Genomic DNA, 22,269 nt, shown 5'->3' on the forward strand with positions numbered 1-22,269 from the left:
CGTGGCAAAATAGGCAGTGACCCACAGTGACCCACGCCCAATTTCTGTCCATGCTGCGTCTTTCTGAGATCAAGCTGCCCCTCGACCATACGGACGAGGAGCTACAGGCCACTATTCTGAAAAAACTGCGTCTTAAAGCAGCTGACATGGCTAGCTACAAAGTTTTCAAACGTAGCTATGACGCCCGCAGGCGTAGTGAAATTCGGCTGGTGTACATCGTTGACATTGAGACACCAAAACAAAAGCAACTGCTGAACCGATTCAAGAAAGATCCCCATGTGAATCCCACACCGGACACTAGCTATCACTATGTCGCTTCAGCCCCTCAGGGGTTAGAGCATCGACCTGTGGTGATTGGCAATGGACCCTGTGGTATGTTTGCCGGGCTATTGCTGGCCCAGATGGGGTTTAAGCCCATCATTCTGGAGCGGGGCAAGGCGGTGCACGAACGCTCTGTGGATACCTTTGGCTTTTGGAGTAAGGGCAAGTTCAAACCCGAGTCCAATGTTCAGTTTGGCGAAGGTGGGGCAGGTACGTTTTCTGATGGCAAGCTCTACAGCCGGATTAAAGACACAAATCACCATGGTCGTAAAGTCTTGCAAGAGTTGGTGAATGCTGGCGCTGTGCCAGAAATTCTGTACATCAATAAGCCCCACATCGGCACCTATCGGCTAGTCAAGATTGTGGAGAATCTGCGCAATACTATTCTCTCTCTTGGTGGAGACGTGCGATTTGAGACCCGCGTAGACGATTTTGATATCGAAGACCGTCAGATGCGGGGGGTGATCCTGGCCAATGGTGACTATATTCGTACTGACCATGTTGTCCTGGCGGTGGGACACAGTGCGCGTGACACCTTTGAAATGCTGCATCGACGCGGTGTCTATATTGAACCTAAGCCGTTCTCCATTGGTTTTCGTGTAGAGCATCCTCAGCTGCTGATTGATGAATGTCGTTTTGGTGAACAGGCTGGCCATCCAATCCTGGGGGCTGCCGACTATAAGCTGGTGCATCACTGCAGCAATGGTCGTTCAGTTTACAGTTTTTGTATGTGCCCAGGGGGCCAGGTTGTTGCGGCCACATCAGAAACTGGTCGTGTTGTTACCAACGGCATGAGCCAATACGAACGCAGCGGTAAAAATGCCAACAGCGGTATTGTTGTTGGCATCACTCCAGAAGAGGATTATCCAGATGGTCCCCTGGCAGGTATCGCCTTACAACGGGAATTAGAGTCCCGTGCGTTTGAGTTGGGTGGCAGTACCTATAAGGCCCCAAGTCAGTTGGTGGGAGACTTTCTTGCAGGTGAGCCTTCCACACAGCTAGGGAATGTTAAACCCACCTATCGACCTGGCGTGCATCTATGTGATCTCAGTACAAGCCTGCCAGACTACGCCATTGAGGCGATTCGTGAAGCTTTGCCTGTCTTTGATAAAAAGATAAAAGGCTTTGCTATGCATGACGCGGTGCTAACAGGTGTGGAAACGCGCACATCATCACCGATTCGCATTAAGCGTGGAGATGATTTTCAAAGTCTTAATACCAAGGGGCTATATCCGGCTGGAGAGGGTGCAGGATATGCGGGAGGAATTCTCTCGGCTGGTGTTGATGGTATTAAGGTTGCTGAAGCTGTTGCTCTGAGTATTGTGGAGAAAGCTGCTTGTTTTGCGGGGGGAGGCTAATACTTTAGACGTGAGCTATGCGGCATGGAGCAGTCGGTAAAGTTTGTCATTGTGTTGAATTCTCTTTTATGAGATTTATTGATCTTTTCTCGCTAGAGCTGGTTGTAGTGGAAGTGTTATATAGATCGTAGTACTAACTGTGGGTTGACTATTAATCATTAATGTTCCGCCTTGAAGTTCAGCAATATACTTAGCAATTACTAATCCTAAGCCAAGGCCTTGCTGCTCATATATTGAGCGCTCTAATTGGTTATAAGCCGCTATTTCGTTGATTTGGTCTGAGGTCATACCACGACCATAATCTTGAATGATCAAAATCATTTGGCCACTTTCCCAGCGATTACTAATGATGACCTCATCACCATTCTCAGAAAACTTAAAAGCGTTATCAATCAGTTCCTCCAGTAACTTCTCATAAAAGAAGGAGGAAATTGTTATGTTGCCAGATTGAAGTTTAAGGCGAAGATCAGCTTGGCGATTTAATTTGGTTGCGGTTCGTTTGGCAATTTCCTCAATCACAGGAGAGGCTGCTAGGTTAGTGGCTTGTTTGCAAAAGTTACTCGGTTTCGCTGAGTGTATAGTTAATTCCACTAGCTCGATATAGACCAAAAATTTAGTAATGGTGACCAAGAGACGTTCGCCAGCAGCTAAAATTTCATTGCTGAGTTCTTGCACCTCGGGGTCGGGCATTGTACTTAAGATTTCAGCAAAACCAATGATTCCATTGAGGGGGGTATTGAGTTCATGGGGAATGGAGCGAGCGATATTAGCGCTTAATGTGTTCAGTTGTGCCTGTGATTGTTGAAATTGTAATTCTCTTTTGCCCAGTCTTGTATGAATACAACCTAATAAGTCTTCAATTTTAACAGGTTTGGTTAAATAATCATCGGCTCCCAAATTCATTCCTTCACGGATATTGAGCCGATGGGATTTCGCGGTTAGAAAAATAAATGGTATGGTTGCGGTTGAACGATTGTTCTTTAATATTCGCAAGACCTGATTGCCATCGAGCACTGGCATCATAACGTCACAAAGGATAATATCTGGCAGTGTTTTCTTTGCGATTTCAATGCCCTCTAAGCCATTGGCAGCTACTAGAGCATCAAAGTTACTCAGCTTTAAAATATGTTGTAAGCTGGATCGAATTTTTTCTTCATCTTCAATAATTAGAATTTTTGTCATGATGAATTCTCTGGTAGTAAGTTCGTTGTGTTGCTGAACCAGCTCAAGATGAAGCTACTTTAGGAGGATACATAGAAGGTGAGAGTAAATAACATGTTTGACAAGAATCTCAACTCATCTAATCTATTCAAATTTCTCATGTTGATTGTGATAGATAACTCCTATAAATTGGTGATTCCTCTGATGTTTTTTAAACCTTCTAAAGCTGTGGGGTCATCTATGGCATGAATCGAGCTCCTGCCATTGGCTAGGAATTGTGATTGTAAAACAACTGCCTTTTCCAAGGGTACTTTGAACGTTGATTTTACCTTGGTGAATATTGACGAGATGTTTCACAATGGACAGTCCCAGACCTGTCCCTGGACGTGTTCCAACGTTGGTGGCACGGTGAAAGGGCTCAAATAAATATTTCTGATCTTCTTTAGGAATTCCTATCCCTTTATCAATGACTCTAAACTGAATAGTGTCAGGTAAAAGCTCTAATTGAAAAATTATTTTGCTACCTTCGGGAGAATACTTAATGGCATTGGTTAGTAAGTTGGTCAGACTTTGTTGCAGAATCTTACTGTCTACTGGAGCATAATAGCTATGTTTTTGTAAGTGGGAGCGGGCATCTTGTACCACAAATTCGACGTGATGCTTTGGTGAACTCAGGCTAATTGTTTGCCCTAGTTGTTGGCTAAACTCAACAACATCTAGAGGGGTAGTTTTAAGCTGAATCTGATACGATTCAGCTTTGCTGACCACCAAAACCTCATCAATTAGCTCAGTCATATGATCGACATAGTTCAAGATGGTGTCTAAACATTGTTGTTGTTCGGTTTCATTGAGTTTGTTGCTAAACAGTTTTAACAGTTCTGCATTATTTGAAATTACGGTTAGAGGAGTTCGAAACTCATGGGAAGTGTTGGATACGAAGCGGGATTTCATTTCATTAAGTTCTCGTTCCCGCTCTAGCGATTTGATGATTTCAATTTCTACTTTTTTGCGATCGCTAATGTCCATGTTAATGCCAATTACGCGTTGATGTTCTCCTTTGTTATTAGGCTGGACTAACCCATTGGCTTTAATGTGTCGCACCTGACCATTAGGATGAATCACCCGAAATTCGATATCCATTTCTTTTTGCTCTTGAATGGCTTTTTCAAATTTAGCCTGTGCTTCTGCAAGATCGTTTGGATGAACCCGATTTGACCAATCAGTAAAATGTCCTGTGAATTCCTCTGGTGGAATGCCATAGAGTTCGCACATTCGACTATCCCAGGCCAACTGCTCGTTGATAAGATCCCATTCCCAAATGCCAAGACCACCAGATTTAACAGCTAAACTCAAACGTGTTGAAAGATTATAGAGTTGTGCTTCATTTCTTTTACGTTCACTAATATTGCGAAAAATCCCACGGGTATAAACTGTCTGATGATCAACGATGCGGCAGTTGACGTTGCCTTCAACTTCAATGACATGACCATTTTTAGTAACAAAACTAATTTCGACTTGCTCAAGCTTTTGTAATTGCCCTGTTTTTAGCTGTTGTATCAACGTTAAATAGTGTTCCTGATAATCTGGATGCAAAACATCCAGGATTGTGATGTGTTCTAAATCTTGGGCCGTATATCCCAATGTTTCCAACCAAGATCTGTTGACAAATTCGAACGAACCATCGGCGAGTGAGACACTCTGAATCATGTCATTAGCACTGTCAAAAATATCTTGCAATTGGTCCTGACTCTTGAGTAATAGGTCTGCAAGGGCTTGTCGTCGTTTGATTTCGGTTTGTAAATGTTCAACAGTTTTAGCTAAGGTTGTTGTGCGATCAGCAACCCGTTGTTCTAGTTCGCTAGTCAGTATCTGGAGTTGTCGGGCTGTTTGATAGCGTTCCAGCTCTGCACCAGCTCGGGCTCCAAAAATCTTGAGTAAATTGATCATCCATTGGTGATTCCTTAAAGGACGATCATGCATGATACATAGATTGCCAATGGAGGTGCCTGCACTATTACGCAGGGCAATGCCAAGGTAACTTTCTGCGTTTAAGCTGCTATACAGTTCACTTTCTGGATAAACACTGAGCAGTGAATCAGGTTGATGATATTGTCCTTGTTGAAGTGCTTGAATACAGCAAGGAAACTGTTCGTCCGGGTAAGCATCAATCGTTTGTAAGTGACCATCCGCACAAAATGCCAGGATTTCAAAACCATCTGATGTCGCCTCGGATATGCCTGCATACCGTACATCTAGAGCTGCGGTAATGTGTTGAACTAACTCCTGGAAAAAGTCGTGTTCTGTAACAGCTGCAGTACCTTCAACAATCTGACGCAATGATGCTTCTGTTTGATATTGTTTCTGTTCTGCAAGTTTACGTTTACTAATATCGCGAACAATGACTAGAACCTCTGTTGGGTTAATGGCGATAATCCGGGCTTCTTGCCAGCGTAGTTCTCCTCCAATATCAATTTCAAATTCATAGATTTGTACCTCGCCAGTTTCTAATGCCTGATATACATAAACCATGCGTTGTTGGGCGAGTTCTAACGGTAGCAGGTCATAAATGTTGACCCCACTATAGGCGAGGTCAGGCTGAATAAATCGAACTTCGTCAGACATTACCAGGTCGAGATAGTTACCTTCTGCATCCTGACGTATCATTAAATCTGGAATGACCTCAACTAATGCCCGATAGCGATTTTCACTAGCTTGCAAGGCAGCTTGTGCTTGCTGTTTTTCTGTGATGTCAGCTGCCATTGCGATGGCAATTCGCCGACCATCAGGGAGGTTGCCGAGTGAGGCTGAACTGAAATTCCAGATGCGCTGTTGCCCATCATGGGTCGTAATGGTAAAGTCTCCTTCTTCCAAACGAGATTTCAAACTGTACTGTTGAGAAACTATATTGCCCATCACACTGGCAGCCTGCTCACTATAGGCCCGCTCTATCCAGGCTTGGGTGGTGGGAATATCTGTGTGGGTATAGCCTGTAAGTTCTGTCCAGGTTGAGTTAATTTGTAAGACTTCGCCATCCTCGGCATGGATCATGATCGGTACCGGAGCGTCTGCGATTGCCCGTCGGAACCGTTGTTCGCTCTCACGTAGGTCCAATTCTGCCTGTTTGCGATCGCTAACATCTATCAGACTACCGACATAACTGCTAACCTTGCCTGCCATGCAACATTTTGGCTGGGCTTGTCCATAGACCCACTTCACTAAGCCATCGGACAATTGTAATCGAAACTCTTGCTGCCAGGATTGACCCATTTGCACGGCTTGTTGCCAGGTGGTTAGCACATTTAGGCGATCCTCTGGGTAAATCCCTTGTACCCAACCCTGACCTAAGGTTTCCTGACGGGAGATGCCAGTGAGTTCTGTCCAATATTCATTAATGTAAATGCACGCTCCAAAAATATCAGTTTGAAAGATGATTACAGGAATGATGGCAGCTAATGAGACATAGTGCTGATCACTCTCATAGAAGCAAAGTTCTGTTTGTTGATAAGTCGCTAATTCACAGTGCGCTGCTTGTGGCCGTTCAGTATTGTGTGATTCTAGTAATTGCAACTTTTCAGTTTCCAGGCACTCGACCTGTTGCTGTAGCATACTGATCACGTCGACCATTTTTTCTGGATTCAAGACCTTGAACATTGTTGTTTGGGTCAAAATTCCAGCCAGACGACCATCTCCATGGATAATGACCAGATATGTAATCCGACGTTCAGCCATAAGCTGATGCGCCTGCCATAGGTTAAGGTTAGGTGACGTACAAAAGGCGGGATGGCTCATCACGCTTTGGGCAGGGAGATGAGAAAAATCCAATAACAATGCCTGGGATTGAACAATATCGCCTTCGGTAATAATGCCAATGGGAAACGTCTGCTCCTCAATAGTGTTGGTAATGACGATACAACTGACCTGATGTTGACTCATCAACTGGGCAATTGATTCTAAGGTCGTGGTTGGTGGAGCCTGAATGACATCACCAGTCATGGTGTCTACTGCTTGGTGTAGGCGTAATAAATTACTAATTTGCGGAGACTGGCGCAGCCCTTCACGGGTCACAATACCAACTAATCTGTCATCGTGATCAACGATAGGTAAGTGGCGAATACGGTGCTGTTTTAAGAGATTAACTGCGGCAAATAAGTCGTTGGCCTGTGTTTGATTGACGGCGATGAGCGGAGACGTCATCACTGTTTCAACGGTTTGCTCTGCAATCACTGTTCCCCGTGCCGCTAAACGCACAAGATCACGCTCAGTCACGATACCAATGGGTTTACCGTTGTCTAGGATCACGGCACAGCTTAGTACCAATGGGGGGAACTCAGGGGAGTCTTGATAGGACGAATTTTCAGGTGGTCTATGGGTGGGATTATTGGCAGGGAGGGCACAGTTTAGATCACAGGTTTGACGATCATGACTCATTAAGGCAACAACTTTGCTTAATGCTGTTTGTTTGCTGACCGTTAAGGGGTATCTTGTTGCCGCATCTGTGCAGTGCACTATTTCATTTGAAGCACTCCGGTTCGTAATGTCTCTAGAATCACTGGGAGTACCAACAGTCATTCTCAACACCTCAAAGAATTCACTCACTGAACTCTCCTTCTTATGGAAGAAGATTATCTGACCATGATCCTATTCACTATCTTTAAGTATTATTCCCTGATACTGGTGGCGTATCTCTAGGACGTAGCAGCAATGCATGGATAGCGTTTTATAGGCAAGTCTAATGTTGCCTCGTTTCAGCGAATGTAATCAGGGAGCGGCGCTAACCAGTGCTAAGGGTGGGTGCATATGCTCGTCTGTTTGTGAGTTTTGCACACAGGGCTGATGATAGTGACGTCACGGTTGCTAGAGTAGTCCTGAGTATCCACTTACGTATACAGCATTAGATTTCTATGTTTGCCCATGAAATATACTGACCTGTTAGACCATCCTGAAGGTGGTCGTTATCTTGAGGTCTACCGTTCTGCAACGATAGTTACCGCCACTGACAAAACGAGAACTGCCCTTACCCATATTTATTTTTCTCTGGAGCCCTATGAGGTCAGTCGCTTTCATCGTGTAAGCAATGACGAGGTGTGGAACCTTTATCAGGGGGAAGGAGTGTTTTTGTACCAATGGGACGGTCGTGCATCCACCATTGATGCCATTGAACTCTCAGCGAAGTCCATGAATTTCTGCCATGTGATTCCAGCGGGCTACTGGCAGGCTGCTGTTCCTATCAAAGATCGCGTGCTTGTAGGGTGCTCGGTTGCGCCTGGATTTGAGTTTGAAGACTTTGAGTTAATCGTGCCGGATTCAGGGACTGCTCAAGCATTGCTAAGGCTTGAGCCAGGTTTGTCTAAGTTGGTGTAGATCAGTCAATGCCAGGTAATTATGAAGAGGCTAAAGGACCCTCTCTGATGGTTACTATGGCAGATCTTGCCGCAGCAGAAATGGCTTTTAATGCCCTGGCAGAAAGATGCTTGATTGTTTGGGTATGTGAGGGATAGCGGCAGTGAAGTTCTTGTTGAAGTAGATAAACGATCACTGCCGTTGTGCTAAAAACTACTGCTGGCCATACTCTTCAACGGGGCCATTGTAGTCTAAGGTGATTGTGCGATCGCTACCAGTACCTTGCACCGTCACAATGCTGACAGTTGTATATTCTTCTGAAAGAACAACGTCAGTTGGGTCGCCCCCTCTGATGGTGAATCGCCATGTTTCTGGGGCAATTACTTCGCAGGGAGATTCGATTGCAGCGCCATGCATAGCGCGTTCAGCACGATAATAATTTAAGCCACCGTTCGTGAACTCTGCCATTTGCCGAGCTTCATTCTTGGCGGCGTTCAGTGCTATCTGCTCTGCTTGTGTTGTAGAAGAGCAGGCTGTTTCAGTGGAAGCTTGCACGTCTACAGCTGGAACCTGGGCATTAGCCGCTCCTGTGATACCGAGAACTGTGCTTAAGATTAAGCTAGAAGATAGGATAATTCGCTTCATAGCAGGATTTTTCGAAGATAGGGACCTGCTACAGGATACATCCTATACAAATTAAATCCGCACTGTTATTAATAGCTTTCATTTTTAAGTTATGGAGCAAGTGTTCAGCCCAATTAAAACCTGTGAGCAGGAGAAAGCGAGGGTATCGTGAACCCTACTTTAATGATAGTGATCGCTTATACGCAGATTTGCATATGAATATTTGACATTCCTTGTTCATCACTTGCATCTTATTAAGGTAGGCGCAACTCACAACAAAAGCGTCTCATTTGTCCAATCTTTATACTTCACCTTCAGAATTGTTGTTTTCAAGTGTAATCCCTGCCTATGGTTGACTTAGTAAGCTCTTGTCATCTTGTTGAACTTCTCAATGGTTGAGATTTACGTTACTACATTATTATTTGGGAGAACTGGTAATGAGAAAACTGGGAGAATCTATTGCAGAACCCTGGATTGTTCACGTATATGGGCAAAATCGTAAGCTTCTGTGGGTCTTTGATGCGTCCCACGGCTGGCTGTTTTTCTTAGGCTGTTGTACAGGTTTGTTATTATCTATTGCTCATTTTAATCTCGCGCGCCCACCTGCAACGCCTACACCCATGTCTGATAATTACAGTAATCAAAAGCATACGCCCGCTTGGCAGGTGGACTAGTCGCATTGCTTCTACGTTTGGGAAAGGATAGATATTTCTCTTTTGTTTGCGATCGCGCACTGGAAAATATTTCAATTTTAAGGACAGGGAGTTGCCGCTCATTCCTGTCCTTTTTTTGACTGCGCAAGAGCTTACCTACTGATAATTCGTAGTTTTAGAGGGTGAAATCTTTTGTTATCATAGATTAGAGTCTATTTTATTCGCGGTGGTACCTTTATTTTTCTATAATCAAACAAAAAGTGTTTGTATTGATCTATAAGCAAACCTTGTAATTGAGTTTTAACAATTTATTTGTGATTAATACGAACAGAGGTTGTTTTTTGATGGTTTAAGTATAGAATTATGTATATCAAAGATTTAAGTCTCATAGATTTAGATCTATTCAATAGCTGTTGTTAGTAGTACATACTTCATTGAGCTGTTGGTGGCTAGTTGCAATCTGATTGTCGGGTGCCCTTACTGATCTGTTAAAGGCTCTTGCAGCCTTTGCATGTGTGTTTATTTAAGGATTTTTGGATCTGTTCAAATGTCGAACATATTGTCCAAGATTGTTGGATAAAAGGAGGTATTGATGACGGATTTTACTAAAAGGGTCTCTCGTCGGAAATTTTTGTACACTACAGGTGCATCAACAGCAGGTGCCGTGCTGCTAAAAAGCTGTGTCGGTAATCCCTCCTCAGAAACAGCTAACGTGCCTGTTCCTGTAGCAACAAGAGATGCCCCAGAAACGACTGCTGTCAAACTCGGGTATATTCCTATTGTGGAATCAGCAGCGATGATTATCGCTCAAGAGAAGGGATTTTTTGCTAAATATGGGATGACTGATGTAGAACTCTCTAAGCAAGCGACCTGGTCTGCAGCAAGGAATAACGTCACAATTGGTTCAGAAGGGGGTGGTATTGACGGTGGTCAGTGGCAGATGCCCATGCCTCATTTAATTAGTGAAGGGATTATCACCAATGGGCAAAAAGTGCCCATGTATGTTTTGGCCCAGCTTAATACTCAGGGCAATGGTATTGCTATTTCCGGTATCCATGAAGGGCAAGGCTTAGGTGTGGATATCTCGGGAGCAGCTGACTATATTAAGAGTTTTCCCAGCAATGAAGGTCGTAAATTTAAGGCCGCCCATACGTTCCCCAATGTAAATCAAGACTTCTGGATTCGTTACTGGTTTGCAGCTGGAGGAGTAGACCCTGATAACGATATTGATTTATTGACTGTACCCCCTGTTGAGACAGTAAAAGGGCTGCGTAATGGAACGATGGATGCTTTTAGTACCGGTGATCCATGGCCTTATCGTATTGTTACTGACAAGATTGGCTTTATGTCTTGTCTCACCCATGAATTATGGGGATTTCATCCGGAAGAGTATCTGGCACTGCGGGCGGACTGGGTTGATGCTAATCCCAACGCCACAAAGGCATTGCTAAAAGGTCTGATGGAAGCACAGCAATGGTCTGATGATCCAGCGAATCGTCCTGAGCTAGTGCGGATTTGTTCTGGTCGTAATTATTTCAACGTCTCGGTGGATATTCTAACGCCCCCTTATGAAGGTGGCTATGCGATGGGTGATGCTAAGGCAGATTTTAAGGATGTCAATGTGGGTCCCCTTTACTGGACTGACCCCAGAGGTAATGTCTCATATCCATACAAGAGTCATGATCTGTGGTTTTTGACTGAGATGTTACGCTGGGGATTCCATCAGAATTTCATTAGTGATTTTGATACGATTCAGCGGATCATTGATCAGGTGAATCGGGAAGATATTTGGCGAGAAGCAGCCCAGGAAGCTGGATTTGACGGTATTCCCAGTGACACGTCCCGTGGTGTTGAAACCTTTTTTGATGGCATTAAGTTTGATCCTACTAATCCTCAAGCTTATTTGGATAGTTTGACAATCAAGCGGATCTAATGGGTGTCTGAAGTCTCTTAAACCCAGCATTTAGACTGGGAGATTTTTGTTTTACGTGTTCTATAGTCAACCAGGGAGATAATTTAATCATGATGGTTAATCAGATGCGACTGCATATCTCAATAGTTTGTTATTGTGGCGCGACTTTATTGTTGCATAGGTAATTACAGAGGAACAGTAATTGAGTGAAACATCTGTTTAGGTAAGTGGCCTAGCATCCAGCTGAATATAAAGAATTTACCCTCCCTCTGGGTTTACAAAGTTTGGGGAGAAGCGTCTCCTAGAAGCACCGGACTCCATAACTTCTCCCCTTTTCTCATGTCCTGCTGTTTCAGGTTCTTCATAGAAGAATCTGAAAGCAGAACAGCTTCGATAGGTGAAACTACAGACACCACGGAAGATTGCGACTGTATTACTCACGGAACTTACCTATTTAGCCCCCTGCTTGACGTCTGTACATACAGACTACATGCGTTCCAATACTGGCATGCCCAGGAGTGAAAGTCCTAGTTTAAGGGTACGAGCCGTCAGATCACACAGCATTAAGCGCGAAGTCCGCTGCGGTTCTTCTGCCTGTAGCACTGAGCATCGATCATAGAATTGGTTAAACTTTTGGCTGAGTTCAAATAGATACTGACACAATCGATTTGGGTATAGATCGCGCGCTACTTCCATCACGGTTGTGTCAAGTTCTAATAGATGTTTGGCTAGGGCCAGTTCTGAGTCATCCTCCAGGAAAATAGGGGCATCGCCTAACTGAGTAAAGTCGATGTTGCCCTTGCGGCTAATGCCCTGGACTCTTACATAGGCATAGAGCATGTAAGGTGCTGTATTTCCCTGGAGGGCCAGCATTTTATCAAAGCTGAAAATGTAATCACTGGTGCGGTTTTGGCTGAGGTCGGCATACTTAACGGCACCGATACCCACAGCCGTAGACACCGTTTGGATAAACTCTGCCGATTCGTCCCGGTTTTCCTCGGTAATCCGTGTTTGTAAATCTGTTTCTGCTCGGGTGACAGCTTCATCTAGCAGGGACTTGAGCTTAACGGTTTCACCGGAACGGGTTTTCAGTTTTTTACCATCTTCTCCTTTAACCAGGCCAAAGGGGACATGCACTAGGTCCACACCTGCGGGGATCCAATGGGCACGATTGGCTACTTGGAAGACTTGGGCAAAATGGTTTGCCTGTCCTGCATCGGTAATGTAGATGACTCGCTGAGCTTTTTCGTCGATGGTGCGCTGGCGGATAGCGGCAAGGTCAGTGGTGGCGTAGTTAAAACCGCCATCAGACTTTTGCACAATCAATGGTTGAGGATTACCATCTTTATTGGTAAATCCTTCTAGGAAAACAACCTGGGCACCCTGGTCTTCTTCTAACAAGTTAAGAGACTTAAGATCTTTGGCAACATTTTCAAGTAAGGGATTATAAAAAGATTCTCCTCGCTCTTGAATGGTAATATCTAAGCGATCATAAATCTTTTGAAACTCTTTTCGGGATTGTTCACAGAGGAGCTGCCATGCTTTTCGGGCATTTTCTTCTCCGGACTGGAGATCAACAACGGCTTCGCGAGACGTGGTTTTAAAGTCTTCATCGTCGTCAAAGCGCTTTTTGGCTTGTTTGTAAAACTCTACTAAATCACCGATATCCACTGAGGATGATTCGGTGATCGCTTCAGGGCATACATCCCTCAGATGGGTGATCAGCATGCCAAACTGGGTGCCCCAGTCGCCCACGTGGTTTAAGCGCAATACATCATGGCCAAGAAATTCTAGGGTGCGGGCGATACATTCGCCAATGATGGTGGAGCGCAGGTGGCCCACGTGCATTTCTTTGGCGATGTTGGGGCTAGAGAAATCAACAATGGTCCGCTGACCTGGGTCGGCAGTGGGGACGCCCAGGCGATCGTCTGTATAAACCGTCTTGAGCTGTGCTTGCAGGTACTCGGTTTTGAACTTGAGGTTGATAAAACCAGGCCCAGCAATTTGGGGCTCTTCGCAAAGGTCGTCGAGGGTAAGGTTTTCGACAATTTTGGTTGCGATCGCACGCGGCTTGTCTTTCAATCGCTTAGCCAGTGACATGGCCACATTAGCTTGATAGTCACCAAATTTAGGATTATTCGTCGGCACCAGGACCGGATCGGTACCTTCCAAATCGGGGCCAAAAGCACTCACAAGGGCTGTTTGCAGGCGATGTTTTAGATCGTCGAGGGTGGATAACATGGACACCAATTTGTAACGTGTTTCAGATTGGTCAGGAGCATGAAGACCCCTGAACCCTTAGGCTGCAACCTCTGGCTGGCAAAGCCAATGTGATGTGCAAGCAACCTATAGCCTATCAACTCCTCTTACACATTGCGCTACATCATTCATTCGTAGTCGGAAAAAACTTTGGCCTATAGGGGGTTGTCAAGCGTATTTATGTTGGTTTATCTGGGAGTAACAGCCATTTGCCCAGGAATACGTCGCATTGACATTGTGGTCTGTGATCATACCTGGCTACGTGGCTGTCAGCCCCCTGTGACAGGATCTTTGTTGAGTATTGCCCCATGACTATGTTTTCTGGTTTTCCTTATTTATGGCGATTGAGTTTGACGGCATTAACAGCGAGCACCCTGACGTTGACCAGTTGGGTGTCTTTGGCTGCTATGGATGTCTGTGGCACAGCTGCATTGGCCAGGAGTACCAGGGAATTTGGCCGTGATGGTCGGCATGGCCGGGATGGTAGAGCCGGTCGTAATGGTCGGGATGGCGCTGACCAAACCGTTCGAGCAACGGGGCAACCCCTGAATTTGAATCTATCCGGGACCGATGGAGAAGACGGTGGCTTTGGTGAAAACGCTGAGTGGTTGCGGTGTCGACGTCAGCCCCGCGATGAGCGCCATGATTTGAATGCTGCCGATGGTGGCAATGGCGGTCATGGTGGCAATGGCGGTCGTGGTGGCAATGGCGGTACCTTGACGGTTCAATACACTGACCCCAGTCACCTACGACAGGTTTTAGCAATGGCAGGCGGGGGACGCGGTGGACGTGGTGGTCGTGGTGGTGATGGTACCTATGGTTGTGAATGTGACGACGAACGCTGGACCGTTAAAGTTTGTGAAAACGGCACCTGCCGAGAAGAAGAGTACGAATGTAATGATGGCCGCGATGGTGCAGATGGCCGCAACGGTGCCGACGGCACAGCGGGCAACATCGGCAAGCTGGTCCTCATCAATCAATTAGAGCCCTTACCCCAAGCAAATCCTGAACAGTCCCATGCAGTTTCCAGTCTGGCGAATAAAACCGTTACTTTGTCCCGTAACCTGTGGGAGACCCGCAGAGGATCGACAAACCTGCTGGCTCCTGGGTCTGTCATTGCCGATGAATATCAGGCCTATAAAGGATTTATTGATCGACAATTTACCCTTGATTGGCAGGCTTCCCAAGACTTGCAAGCCTTTACTGAAACGATAGATTTAACATTACGACCCAATGGTCAAGTCGATATTGATTTTCCTGAAGAGTATTGGCTATTGGGAGAGACCGTAGAACAAGAGACCCTAACTACTTACCGAGTAGATGGCATTGTGCCTGTGGCGGACGTAACCCAGCTTGCCATGGGCCGCGTTGATGGCCGCAGTCGTACCTTTGAAGTGAACGTGGTTGATCTGGCCCAGCGTTCTGATGTGTTAGACACACGCTTTGAAGTTCGCTATAGCACCTCAGGCGATGACGGTCGCCGTCGCCGCTATGACGTAGAGTTTGACGGTCCTGTACCAGATGACCTGGTGCAACAGGACCATAATCGGTTTACCTTAGCCCTGGGACGATTGCCCATTGCCTCCCAGCTTCTCAGCGGCGGCACCCGGGCTCAAGTGGAGCTCAAGATTATTCGTTCCTATGGGAGTAATGTTGCAGAGCAGACATTGACCTGGAAGGGACAAATTTAGTCACTCTGGATACTACCTTGCAAAAGAGACGGATAGTTTAGGGTTGTTGTTCTTGTCGGGTTAGCATCGCTTGGCACCCATAGTTCAGCCATAGATAATTGCTGAAGCATTAGGTGGTAACAGCTATGGGCACAGCAAACCGCTGTTGCTGCAGCCTCTCCTTTGGAGATATGCAGTCAGCGGTTTGCTATAAAGGTCACAGCCGATTGATGGGCTTGCCTGTGCCTGACTAATTATCCAAGACTAGTCATGGTCTCAGCATGATTACTGGCTGTTGCAGGAACCTGGAAGTAGGCATCTACCATGTCAATCTGACTGCCGTCCACTTTGTTAGCAGAACCGTGTTCAATCAGAACGTTACCGTGCTGATATACAGGGGTTTCTTCAAAGCTGGTGTTGAGGCTGGTAATACCTTGAGAGCCTAGGGTAATCAGTTCTCCCTTATCAGTTGTGTGGTTCTCATTGGCATCTTGCCAAAGAATTATGCCACCCGTAAGAATCTCTTGATTACCAATGAGACCGTCACCATTGGTGTCAAATGTCTGTAGTTTGGCAAAACCTTCACCCACTTCACCACCAAACAACTCAGAAATATCATCAATGATGCCATTCCCGTTGTTATCTACGGCGAGGAATGCATCAGCACCGGAGAGCCAGCCAGATTCAATGGCAGTGCCTGTGCCTAAAAGGTCAAAGGTCCCAATTGTTGCACCCATAGCAGTGGTTTGAACGCCATCACCATTCAGATCAAGGGCAATGGGGCTAAAGAAGTCGTAGTGGGTGCGATCGCGAATCGAAACATCGATATGATCGCCACATAGCTTGTCAGCATCACCGGATACCAGACTAACCGAAAAACGTTCAGTACCCTCATAGTAACCATTGCGCGTGGGGGCATCCCAATCAACGGTGACTTTTTCCTTCCAGGTTTGCACATGGAAGGTTTCAGACTTGGTTTGACCGGCAGCGACTTTAACCTGAATCACGCCATCGTAGTCTTTATGACCATTCTGGTCATAGACTGTATAGTCCCAGCTAGCATCGCCAGGGCCAATGGCTTTACGATCGTCCCCGGTGTAACCAGCGCGACCTTGGGCGATATAACCATAGGTCTTTTTAATCACCCGACCCCAGCGGTTACGAGTATCGTAATAGCCACCCCACATGATGTCTTGATAACCTGCACGGTAATCAGTCGTCATTTTGGCAGAGCCACTGTTTACTTGAACTGTGAAATAGCGATCAACATCACTAACACCATCGAGTTCAACAAAGTAACGTCCTTTTTTGCCTTCATTGATACCCTCTGTACCTACTAACTTGGCACAGACTGCTGTTTTCACTAACCCTGCATCTAAGGTGGAGTTATGTTCACCAGCGGCTAAGGTGACTATTTGAGTCATGCCATTGTCAGGATTAGCGTCGGAATCAATAGCATCGTTGTTGCTGCCGCTGCTAGCAACCAACTTAATGTCATCCAAACGGGCTCCACGACCATAGTTTTGAGCGATACCAGTGGATAAAAATTCCAGCTGTTTTGTGGTACCGTCACCCTCAAATGTAACGGTATAGGTTTTCCAGTTGAGCCCTGAACTCTGAGTGCCATCTTCTTTGACCTCTAGAAGTGTTGCACCATCTAAACGAACCTCTAGGGCATTGACATCGGCATTGTACCCTGGTCGGGCTGCTGACTGGAATGTGAGGGTATATTGCTTGCCTGTTTCAGTCGCAATATTCCGATAAATTTGACTGGTATCATTGTAATAATTCAGTCTGTCATCATTCAGCTCGATGTGGTTGTTCCCATCTGCTGAGTGGTTATAGTGCAGCTCAAGATAACCGTCTTTTGACCGCCATCCTTCTAGGGGTGCTTTAATAAAACTGCCATTGCTGACGCTTTCAAAGCTGGACTCAAAGACGACTTCTTCTGTTGTCATGTCATCAGCATTAGCTTGGGTAAATGTATAACCCTGGGGTAAGTGAGAGAATGTGACTTTATATTCTTCACCCGCATTGAGGTTTGTGAAAGCGTAATTGCCGTTAGCATCAGTGACAGTTTCAGCCGTGGTGTCGTCAGCATTCCCAATGATGCCATCTGCACCACCGCCCGTCAGGGTGACTTTGACATCTGCAACGCCTTGTTCACCCGCATCTTGTATGCCATTTTTATTGGTGTCGTACCAAACGCGATCGCCCAGGCTTGCAGTTGCTTCAGATACAATTCCTGCATCAATGGTGCTGTCGTACTCACCAGGGTCTAGGGTGATTTTGTGAGTAAGACCTGTGGTTGTATCTGCATCTGAATCCAGGGCATCATTACCGGTGTTGGCATCGGTAAATTCAAATCCATCAGGTGTTTCAAACTGAACTTTATAATCACCAGCAACAACGGTGAAATGATACTCACCATTGCTATCAGTCGTGGTAGAGTCGATCACCTCATCAGCTTCTATAGTGCCATCACCATCAACATCGGTTAGTAGATTGACGGTTGTTCCTGCAACCCCCACTTCTGTCGCATCTTGAATGCCATTACGGTTGCTGTCAACAAATACTTTATCGCCTAGCTTGGCTAGCTCAATAGCCGCAAACTGGACCTGTGCATCAGGTGCACCATCACCATCTGTATCGGGAACAATAATAATCCCCATTTTTTGACCATAGCTCGGAACAAACCCCTCACCATTGGCACGAGCTGCTGCAACAATCTCATCTACTCGTTCCTGTTGCCAGTAGTCCCCTTCTTCACCAATGCCACCAGCGGTAGAGTTTTCATCATCAATTAATGTCCAAACAGCCCTCTGTAGGTCTGCCCAAGTGTAATTCCCAGAACCACTAGGAGAGGTTTGCTGAGTAAAATCCTGATTGATAATCCAGTTTAGTAAGTCTAGATTTTCAGGTTTTTCGATGAGACCCTGACCCACTAATTCATCGGGTAAGGGTTCGTAGCTGGAATAAACTTTGGCAGAATAGCTACTCCCCACTTCATTGGTGTTGGCATCGATGATACCGTTGAAGTTTTCATCTACACCAAACCCAATATCTCGGTCGCTATCGATACAAAAGCCACCGTATGTGCCATTTAAGACACCCCCATCTTCAATCACAAGATCCACATATGTTGAATCGTTAGGATCGTTAGGATCACTATAGTGACGGTGAATACGATTGATAGCCTTCAATGTTAGCTGCTCAGGCAAAGCAGCACCTAGAGATTTGATATCCATTTAAATCGTGTTCCTTGGTGTGTTGAATTTGCTAGCAAGATGGTGAAGCGAAAACAGTTATTGACGGCTTACACCTACTACTGGGTCAGGCAAAAGAAGGTCCGCCAATTCAGCTCAACAACGAGATGCAACCTTGTATTTTTGGCAGGCAGATCAGTTAACTTCTTCAACATTGGCAGATGCCCATTGAGAAGCTATTGCAGATTTAAATAATCTGGAAAATGGGCTTTAACGATAACTAAAGCTAACCATGCCAGGACGTAGAAACTCTGTCAGTTTCTGAATCTTATGGAGGTCCCCCTAAGACTCAAAGATATAGTTGTTGCATATGCTGTGGCAATAAACAAGATATGCACGAATTTGAAGCTGTATGCTGGTAATGAGGTGTTCGAACGCAAAGAAAGTTGTTGACATCCTTTGTTTTATCTTGTTTATGTGCACTTGGAGCATAGTAACTGTTTCGCTGTCACATCACTAATATAATGGTTATTTGTATGTAACTCTTTAAATATAATACGAAGCATAAGTGGTTCCTCTATGAACTCAACAACAAAATTTGGTTTGCTTCGGTTCGTCTATTTATGAAGGATACAGTCTTCAAAGAAGATAATATTGATCTTTGAAAAGGCTTTGGGGGTAAATGTTTCCTGTATTCAGATCTTTTAATACACTACAAAGTATTTTGATTCTTTTGTGAACTCAGCAATTAAAGTTGTTTCTACTGATTTGAATGGCAAGATGTTAACCATTTCTCGTGCTAAGTTGCTGTGTTTCTTCAACCGGAAAAATCTCTGTTTTTGTAATGTTGAATTAATGGTGCCTTTTGAATCGTGCTTATAGGTTGATTATCTATGATATTTGCGTTGCATGCATATTTGAATGCGTATGGGCCATCAAAGGTGTGACGAATTGATCCCATGGCCTGCTAGCCAACCTGTTGTCCAGGCACTTTGGAAGTTGAAACCACCGGTAATGCCATCAATATCTAGAATCTCTCCTGCAAAGAAGAGTCCAGGGCAGAGGCGGCTTTCCATGGTTTTAAAGTTAATCTCTTTGAGGCGAACGCCGCCGCAGGTGACAAACTCTTCTTTGAATACGCCCTTGCCTTGGAGGAAGTATTCTCCTTGGCAGAGCTCTTGGGTGAGTTTGTTGATGGCTTTGTTAGACAATGTTGTCCATTGGGCTTGGGGATCAATTTGAGCGCGTTGGACAAAATAGGTCCAAAGACGTTTGGGGGCCGGTGTGGGATTGTGATTTGCGATCGCACGTTTCCCCCCTTCCTCCCTAGCAGTGTGCAGCAGTGCTCGCACATTATCCTGTGTCAGCTGGGGCAACCAATTAATCAGCACAGTGCCTTTATATCTCTGCCCGTGGAGGGCACGCGCACCCCAGGCCGATAGTTTCAAAACGGCTGGGCCGCTGAGACCCCAATGGGTGATCAGCACTGGACCTGTTTGGGAAAGGGGTTTCTTTTGGCCCGGCAGTTTGAGTTTTACCTCTACGGGGTCCATGGAGAGGCCGCTGCGCTGCCTTAAGGCGGCATCTTTAATGGTGAATGTAAACAGAGAGGGAACCGGTGGCTCAATGGTGTGGCCCAGACTTTTGGCAATGCGGTGTCCCTGGGGACTACTGCCGGTGGCCAGGAGGATGCGATCGCACTTCACATTGCCCTCCTTTAGCCCCACTAAAAAACCTGGTTCTGTTGCGCTTACCTGTTTCACAGGCGAGCGAGTTTTGATGATGATGCCTGCTTTCAGGGCAGTTTTTATCAAGCAATCGACGATGGTGGCAGAGTCATCGGTCACGGGAAACATGCGTCCGTCCGCTTCTGTTTTGAGTTTGACGCCATGGTTGCGATACCAGTCAACAGTGTCTTGGGGCTGAAACCGAGAAAATGCGCCGCGCAATGCTTTGCCGCCACGGGGATAGTTCTGCACCAGTTGGCTAGGTTCAAAGCAGTGGTGAGTGACGTTGCAGCGGCCACCGCCGGAGATGCGCACCTTGGCTAGACACTCGGGACCGGCTTCATAAAGGGTGACGATGGCGTTGGGGGTGGCATGGGCGGCTGCGATCGCGCCAAAAAAACCTGCTGCACCGCCGCCAATGACTATTACTCGTTGCTTTTCCACGCTCTGGCTATACCTAACAATGGTGGGCAAGGCTTACTCTGACGGACAATGTTTCTGTAGATGTCAGGCATTGACCACCCTACATGGTTTTTCATCGTTTTTGTTGCCTGGTGGGTCGAGGGTATCCATGGGACATGGGATGCATTGATGAAATTTACCCTCATTCATAAGAAAATTTACATTTTGTACTTTTATTAGCTTATATTAATGAATGTGAAGGCATTTCAGATTTCTTTAGTAGAAGTCAGGATGCTAAATAGTGATGATTGCCTTGGCTGTCTAAGACCTTAAGGGTTTTGGGCAGCCAATTTCTTTATTGGGGTTATCGTTACAAAAAATATAAATTATTTCAAAACGTAACAGATGAACCATGGCTACTCAAGATCAGATCCGTTTTGCTCAGTCAATGCAGACAGGCCGCTAACTTGTCTCAGTCAAAACGCAGACGTGGCTGCGGGCTGAGCGAAGTCGAAGCCAGCGGGGCTATAGTGAGCTAAATTTGACGCCAAAGCCTGCTCTTCGCTTGCCGCCCATGGCTAATTCCCTGTCACCCGATAACTACCGCCGATTTTTACAATCCCTCAAGGATCGTATTCGTTCGGCCCAGGTTAAGGCAGCCTTAGCCGTCAATCAAGAATTGATTCTGCTCTATTGGCAGATTGGACGCGAAATTTTAGACCGCCAACAGCAAGAAGGTTGGGGCACTAAAGTCATTGATCGCCTTGCTAAAGACCTCAAACGCGACTTTCCTGAAATGACTGGCTTTTCGTCCCGTAACCTCAAGTACATGCGTTCCTTTGCCGATGCCTACCCTGATGCTCAGCTGGTGCACCAGGTGTTCTCACAAATTCCTTGGGGCCATAATGTGCGACTGTTGGATGCCCTCAAAGATCCTGAAGAGCGTCTTTGGTATGCGCGCCAGACCATTGAGCATGGCTGGAGTCGCAATGTGCTGCTTATGCAGATTGATCAGGGGCTACACCATCAGAAAAGCGCAGCCATCAACAATTTTGAGCGTACGCTGCCGCCGGACCAGTCCGATCTGGCTAAAAATCTCATTAAAGATCCCTACAATTTTGACTTTCTAACCCTGGCAGCCGATGCTCAAGAGCGGGACCTGGAGCAATCTTTGTTAGGCCACATTCGAGATTTTTTGCTAGAGCTAGGTGTGGGCTTTGCCTTTGTGGGTAGCCAATATCCCATCCAGGTGGGTAGCAAGGAGTATGCCATTGATTTGCTGTTTTACCACCTGAAGCTACGCTGCTTTGTGGTGATTGACCTGAAGCTAGGTGAGTTTGAACCGGAGTTTTCCGGCAAGATGAACTTCTTTGTCTCGGCAGTCGATGATCTGCTGCGTCATGCAGATGACCAGCCTACGATTGGCATGATTTTGTGCAAGTCTAATGATGCGACGGTGGCGGAGTATTCTTTGCGGGATGTCAACAAGCCGATGGGTGTGGCCACCCATCGGCTGGGGCGTGAGCTACCGGCGGATTTGCAAGGGACGCTACCCACCGTAGAAGAACTGGAGCAACAATTGGACAATGCGCAACTCCCTGGGACGAGTTGAGTGAGTCGTGGACTCTGACCCTAT

12 protein-coding genes are annotated in these 22,269 nt (G+C 46.0%); 6 read left to right on the top strand and 6 right to left on the bottom strand.

Annotated features, from left to right (window positions below):
• Positions 1 to 50: 50 nt before the first annotated feature.
• Positions 51 to 1,679: an NAD(P)/FAD-dependent oxidoreductase gene (locus U2F10_RS24965; RefSeq protein ID WP_499873608.1), complete on the top strand. Its 1,629-nt coding sequence runs from the start codon at positions 51 to 53 to the stop codon at positions 1,677 to 1,679.
• A 75-nt stretch (positions 1,680 to 1,754) separates the two neighbouring features.
• On the opposite strand, the gene U2F10_RS24970 is transcribed toward U2F10_RS24965, so the two are convergent.
• Together U2F10_RS24970 and U2F10_RS24975 are read right to left on the bottom strand one after the other, a co-directional pair.
• Positions 1,755 to 2,861, bottom strand: a complete 1,107-nt coding sequence (locus tag U2F10_RS24970) for a hybrid sensor histidine kinase/response regulator (RefSeq protein ID WP_499873609.1) — start codon at positions 2,859 to 2,861, stop codon at positions 1,755 to 1,757.
• A 213-nt stretch (positions 2,862 to 3,074) separates the two neighbouring features.
• A complete protein-coding gene (locus tag U2F10_RS24975) occupies positions 3,075 to 7,409 on the bottom strand; it encodes a PAS domain S-box protein (protein WP_499873610.1) in 4,335 nt (1,444 codons plus the stop codon).
• 342 nt (positions 7,410 to 7,751) lie between these two features.
• On the opposite strand from U2F10_RS24975, the gene U2F10_RS24980 reads away from it, so the two are divergent.
• Positions 7,752 to 8,201, top strand: coding sequence for a cupin domain-containing protein (locus U2F10_RS24980; RefSeq protein WP_163666113.1), 450 nt, complete (start codon positions 7,752 to 7,754; stop codon positions 8,199 to 8,201).
• A 192-nt stretch (positions 8,202 to 8,393) separates the two neighbouring features.
• On the opposite strand, the gene U2F10_RS24985 is transcribed toward U2F10_RS24980, so the two are convergent.
• Complete coding sequence (locus tag U2F10_RS24985) at positions 8,394 to 8,825, bottom strand: hypothetical protein (RefSeq protein ID WP_499873611.1); 432 nt, start codon at positions 8,823 to 8,825, stop codon at positions 8,394 to 8,396.
• A gap of 416 nt (positions 8,826 to 9,241) precedes the next feature.
• Here U2F10_RS24985 and U2F10_RS24990 point away from each other — a divergent pair, with 416 nt between their 5' ends.
• Both U2F10_RS24990 and U2F10_RS24995 read left to right on the top strand, forming a co-directional pair.
• Complete coding sequence (locus U2F10_RS24990; RefSeq protein ID WP_163666117.1) at positions 9,242 to 9,478, top strand: hypothetical protein; 237 nt, start codon at positions 9,242 to 9,244, stop codon at positions 9,476 to 9,478.
• Between the two features lie 571 nt (positions 9,479 to 10,049).
• Complete coding sequence (locus U2F10_RS24995) at positions 10,050 to 11,390, top strand: CmpA/NrtA family ABC transporter substrate-binding protein (protein ID WP_499873613.1); 1,341 nt, start codon at positions 10,050 to 10,052, stop codon at positions 11,388 to 11,390.
• Positions 11,391 to 11,855: 465 nt separating this feature from the next.
• Here U2F10_RS24995 and argS read toward each other — a convergent pair whose 3' ends face one another.
• On the bottom strand, positions 11,856 to 13,610 hold the full coding sequence (argS, locus tag U2F10_RS25000; RefSeq protein ID WP_499873614.1) for an arginine--tRNA ligase: 1,755 nt from the start codon (positions 13,608 to 13,610) through the stop codon (positions 11,856 to 11,858).
• Positions 13,611 to 13,936: 326 nt separating this feature from the next.
• Between argS and U2F10_RS25005 the strand changes: the two genes are divergently transcribed.
• Positions 13,937 to 15,319, top strand: coding sequence for a collagen-like protein (locus tag U2F10_RS25005; protein WP_499059741.1), 1,383 nt, complete (start codon positions 13,937 to 13,939; stop codon positions 15,317 to 15,319).
• 233 nt (positions 15,320 to 15,552) lie between these two features.
• On the opposite strand, the gene U2F10_RS25010 is transcribed toward U2F10_RS25005, so the two are convergent.
• Both U2F10_RS25010 and U2F10_RS25015 read right to left on the bottom strand, forming a co-directional pair.
• Complete coding sequence (locus tag U2F10_RS25010; RefSeq protein WP_499873615.1) at positions 15,553 to 18,546, bottom strand: SdrD B-like domain-containing protein; 2,994 nt, start codon at positions 18,544 to 18,546, stop codon at positions 15,553 to 15,555.
• An 893-nt stretch (positions 18,547 to 19,439) separates the two neighbouring features.
• On the bottom strand, positions 19,440 to 20,705 hold the full coding sequence (locus tag U2F10_RS25015) for a BaiN/RdsA family NAD(P)/FAD-dependent oxidoreductase (RefSeq protein WP_499873616.1): 1,266 nt from the start codon (positions 20,703 to 20,705) through the stop codon (positions 19,440 to 19,442).
• A 502-nt stretch (positions 20,706 to 21,207) separates the two neighbouring features.
• Between U2F10_RS25015 and U2F10_RS25020 the strand changes: the two genes are divergently transcribed.
• The gene (locus tag U2F10_RS25020; protein ID WP_499873617.1) at positions 21,208 to 22,245 is read left to right on the top strand and encodes a PDDEXK nuclease domain-containing protein; all 1,038 of its coding nucleotides are present in this window, start codon (positions 21,208 to 21,210) and stop codon (positions 22,243 to 22,245) included.
• Positions 22,246 to 22,269 lie beyond the last annotated feature (24 nt).

This window comes from Leptothoe sp. EHU-05/26/07-4 (genome assembly GCF_043421015.1).
Classification (GTDB): domain Bacteria; phylum Cyanobacteriota; class Cyanobacteriia; order Phormidesmidales; family Phormidesmidaceae; genus Leptothoe; species Leptothoe turfae.

Bases quoted from the DNA above. Each gene is read 5' to 3' on its own strand.
- U2F10_RS25005 (WP_499059741.1), top strand. From the start codon at position 13,937: ATGACTATGTTTTCTGGTTTTCCTTATTTATGGCGATTGAGTTTGACG.
- argS (WP_499873614.1), bottom strand. From the start codon at position 13,610: ATGTTATCCACCCTCGACGATCTAAAACATCGCCTGCAAACAGCCCTT.
- U2F10_RS24995 (WP_499873613.1), top strand. From the start codon at position 10,050: ATGACGGATTTTACTAAAAGGGTCTCTCGTCGGAAATTTTTGTACACT.
- U2F10_RS24965 (WP_499873608.1), top strand. From the start codon at position 51: ATGCTGCGTCTTTCTGAGATCAAGCTGCCCCTCGACCATACGGACGAG.
- U2F10_RS24975 (WP_499873610.1), bottom strand. From the start codon at position 7,409: ATGACTGTTGGTACTCCCAGTGATTCTAGAGACATTACGAACCGGAGT.
- U2F10_RS24985 (WP_499873611.1), bottom strand. From the start codon at position 8,825: ATGAAGCGAATTATCCTATCTTCTAGCTTAATCTTAAGCACAGTTCTC.
- U2F10_RS25020 (WP_499873617.1), top strand. From the start codon at position 21,208: ATGGCTAATTCCCTGTCACCCGATAACTACCGCCGATTTTTACAATCC.
- U2F10_RS24970 (WP_499873609.1), bottom strand. From the start codon at position 2,861: ATGACAAAAATTCTAATTATTGAAGATGAAGAAAAAATTCGATCCAGC.
- U2F10_RS24980 (WP_163666113.1), top strand. From the start codon at position 7,752: ATGAAATATACTGACCTGTTAGACCATCCTGAAGGTGGTCGTTATCTT.
- U2F10_RS25010 (WP_499873615.1), bottom strand. From the start codon at position 18,546: ATGGATATCAAATCTCTAGGTGCTGCTTTGCCTGAGCAGCTAACATTG.
- U2F10_RS24990 (WP_163666117.1), top strand. From the start codon at position 9,242: ATGAGAAAACTGGGAGAATCTATTGCAGAACCCTGGATTGTTCACGTA.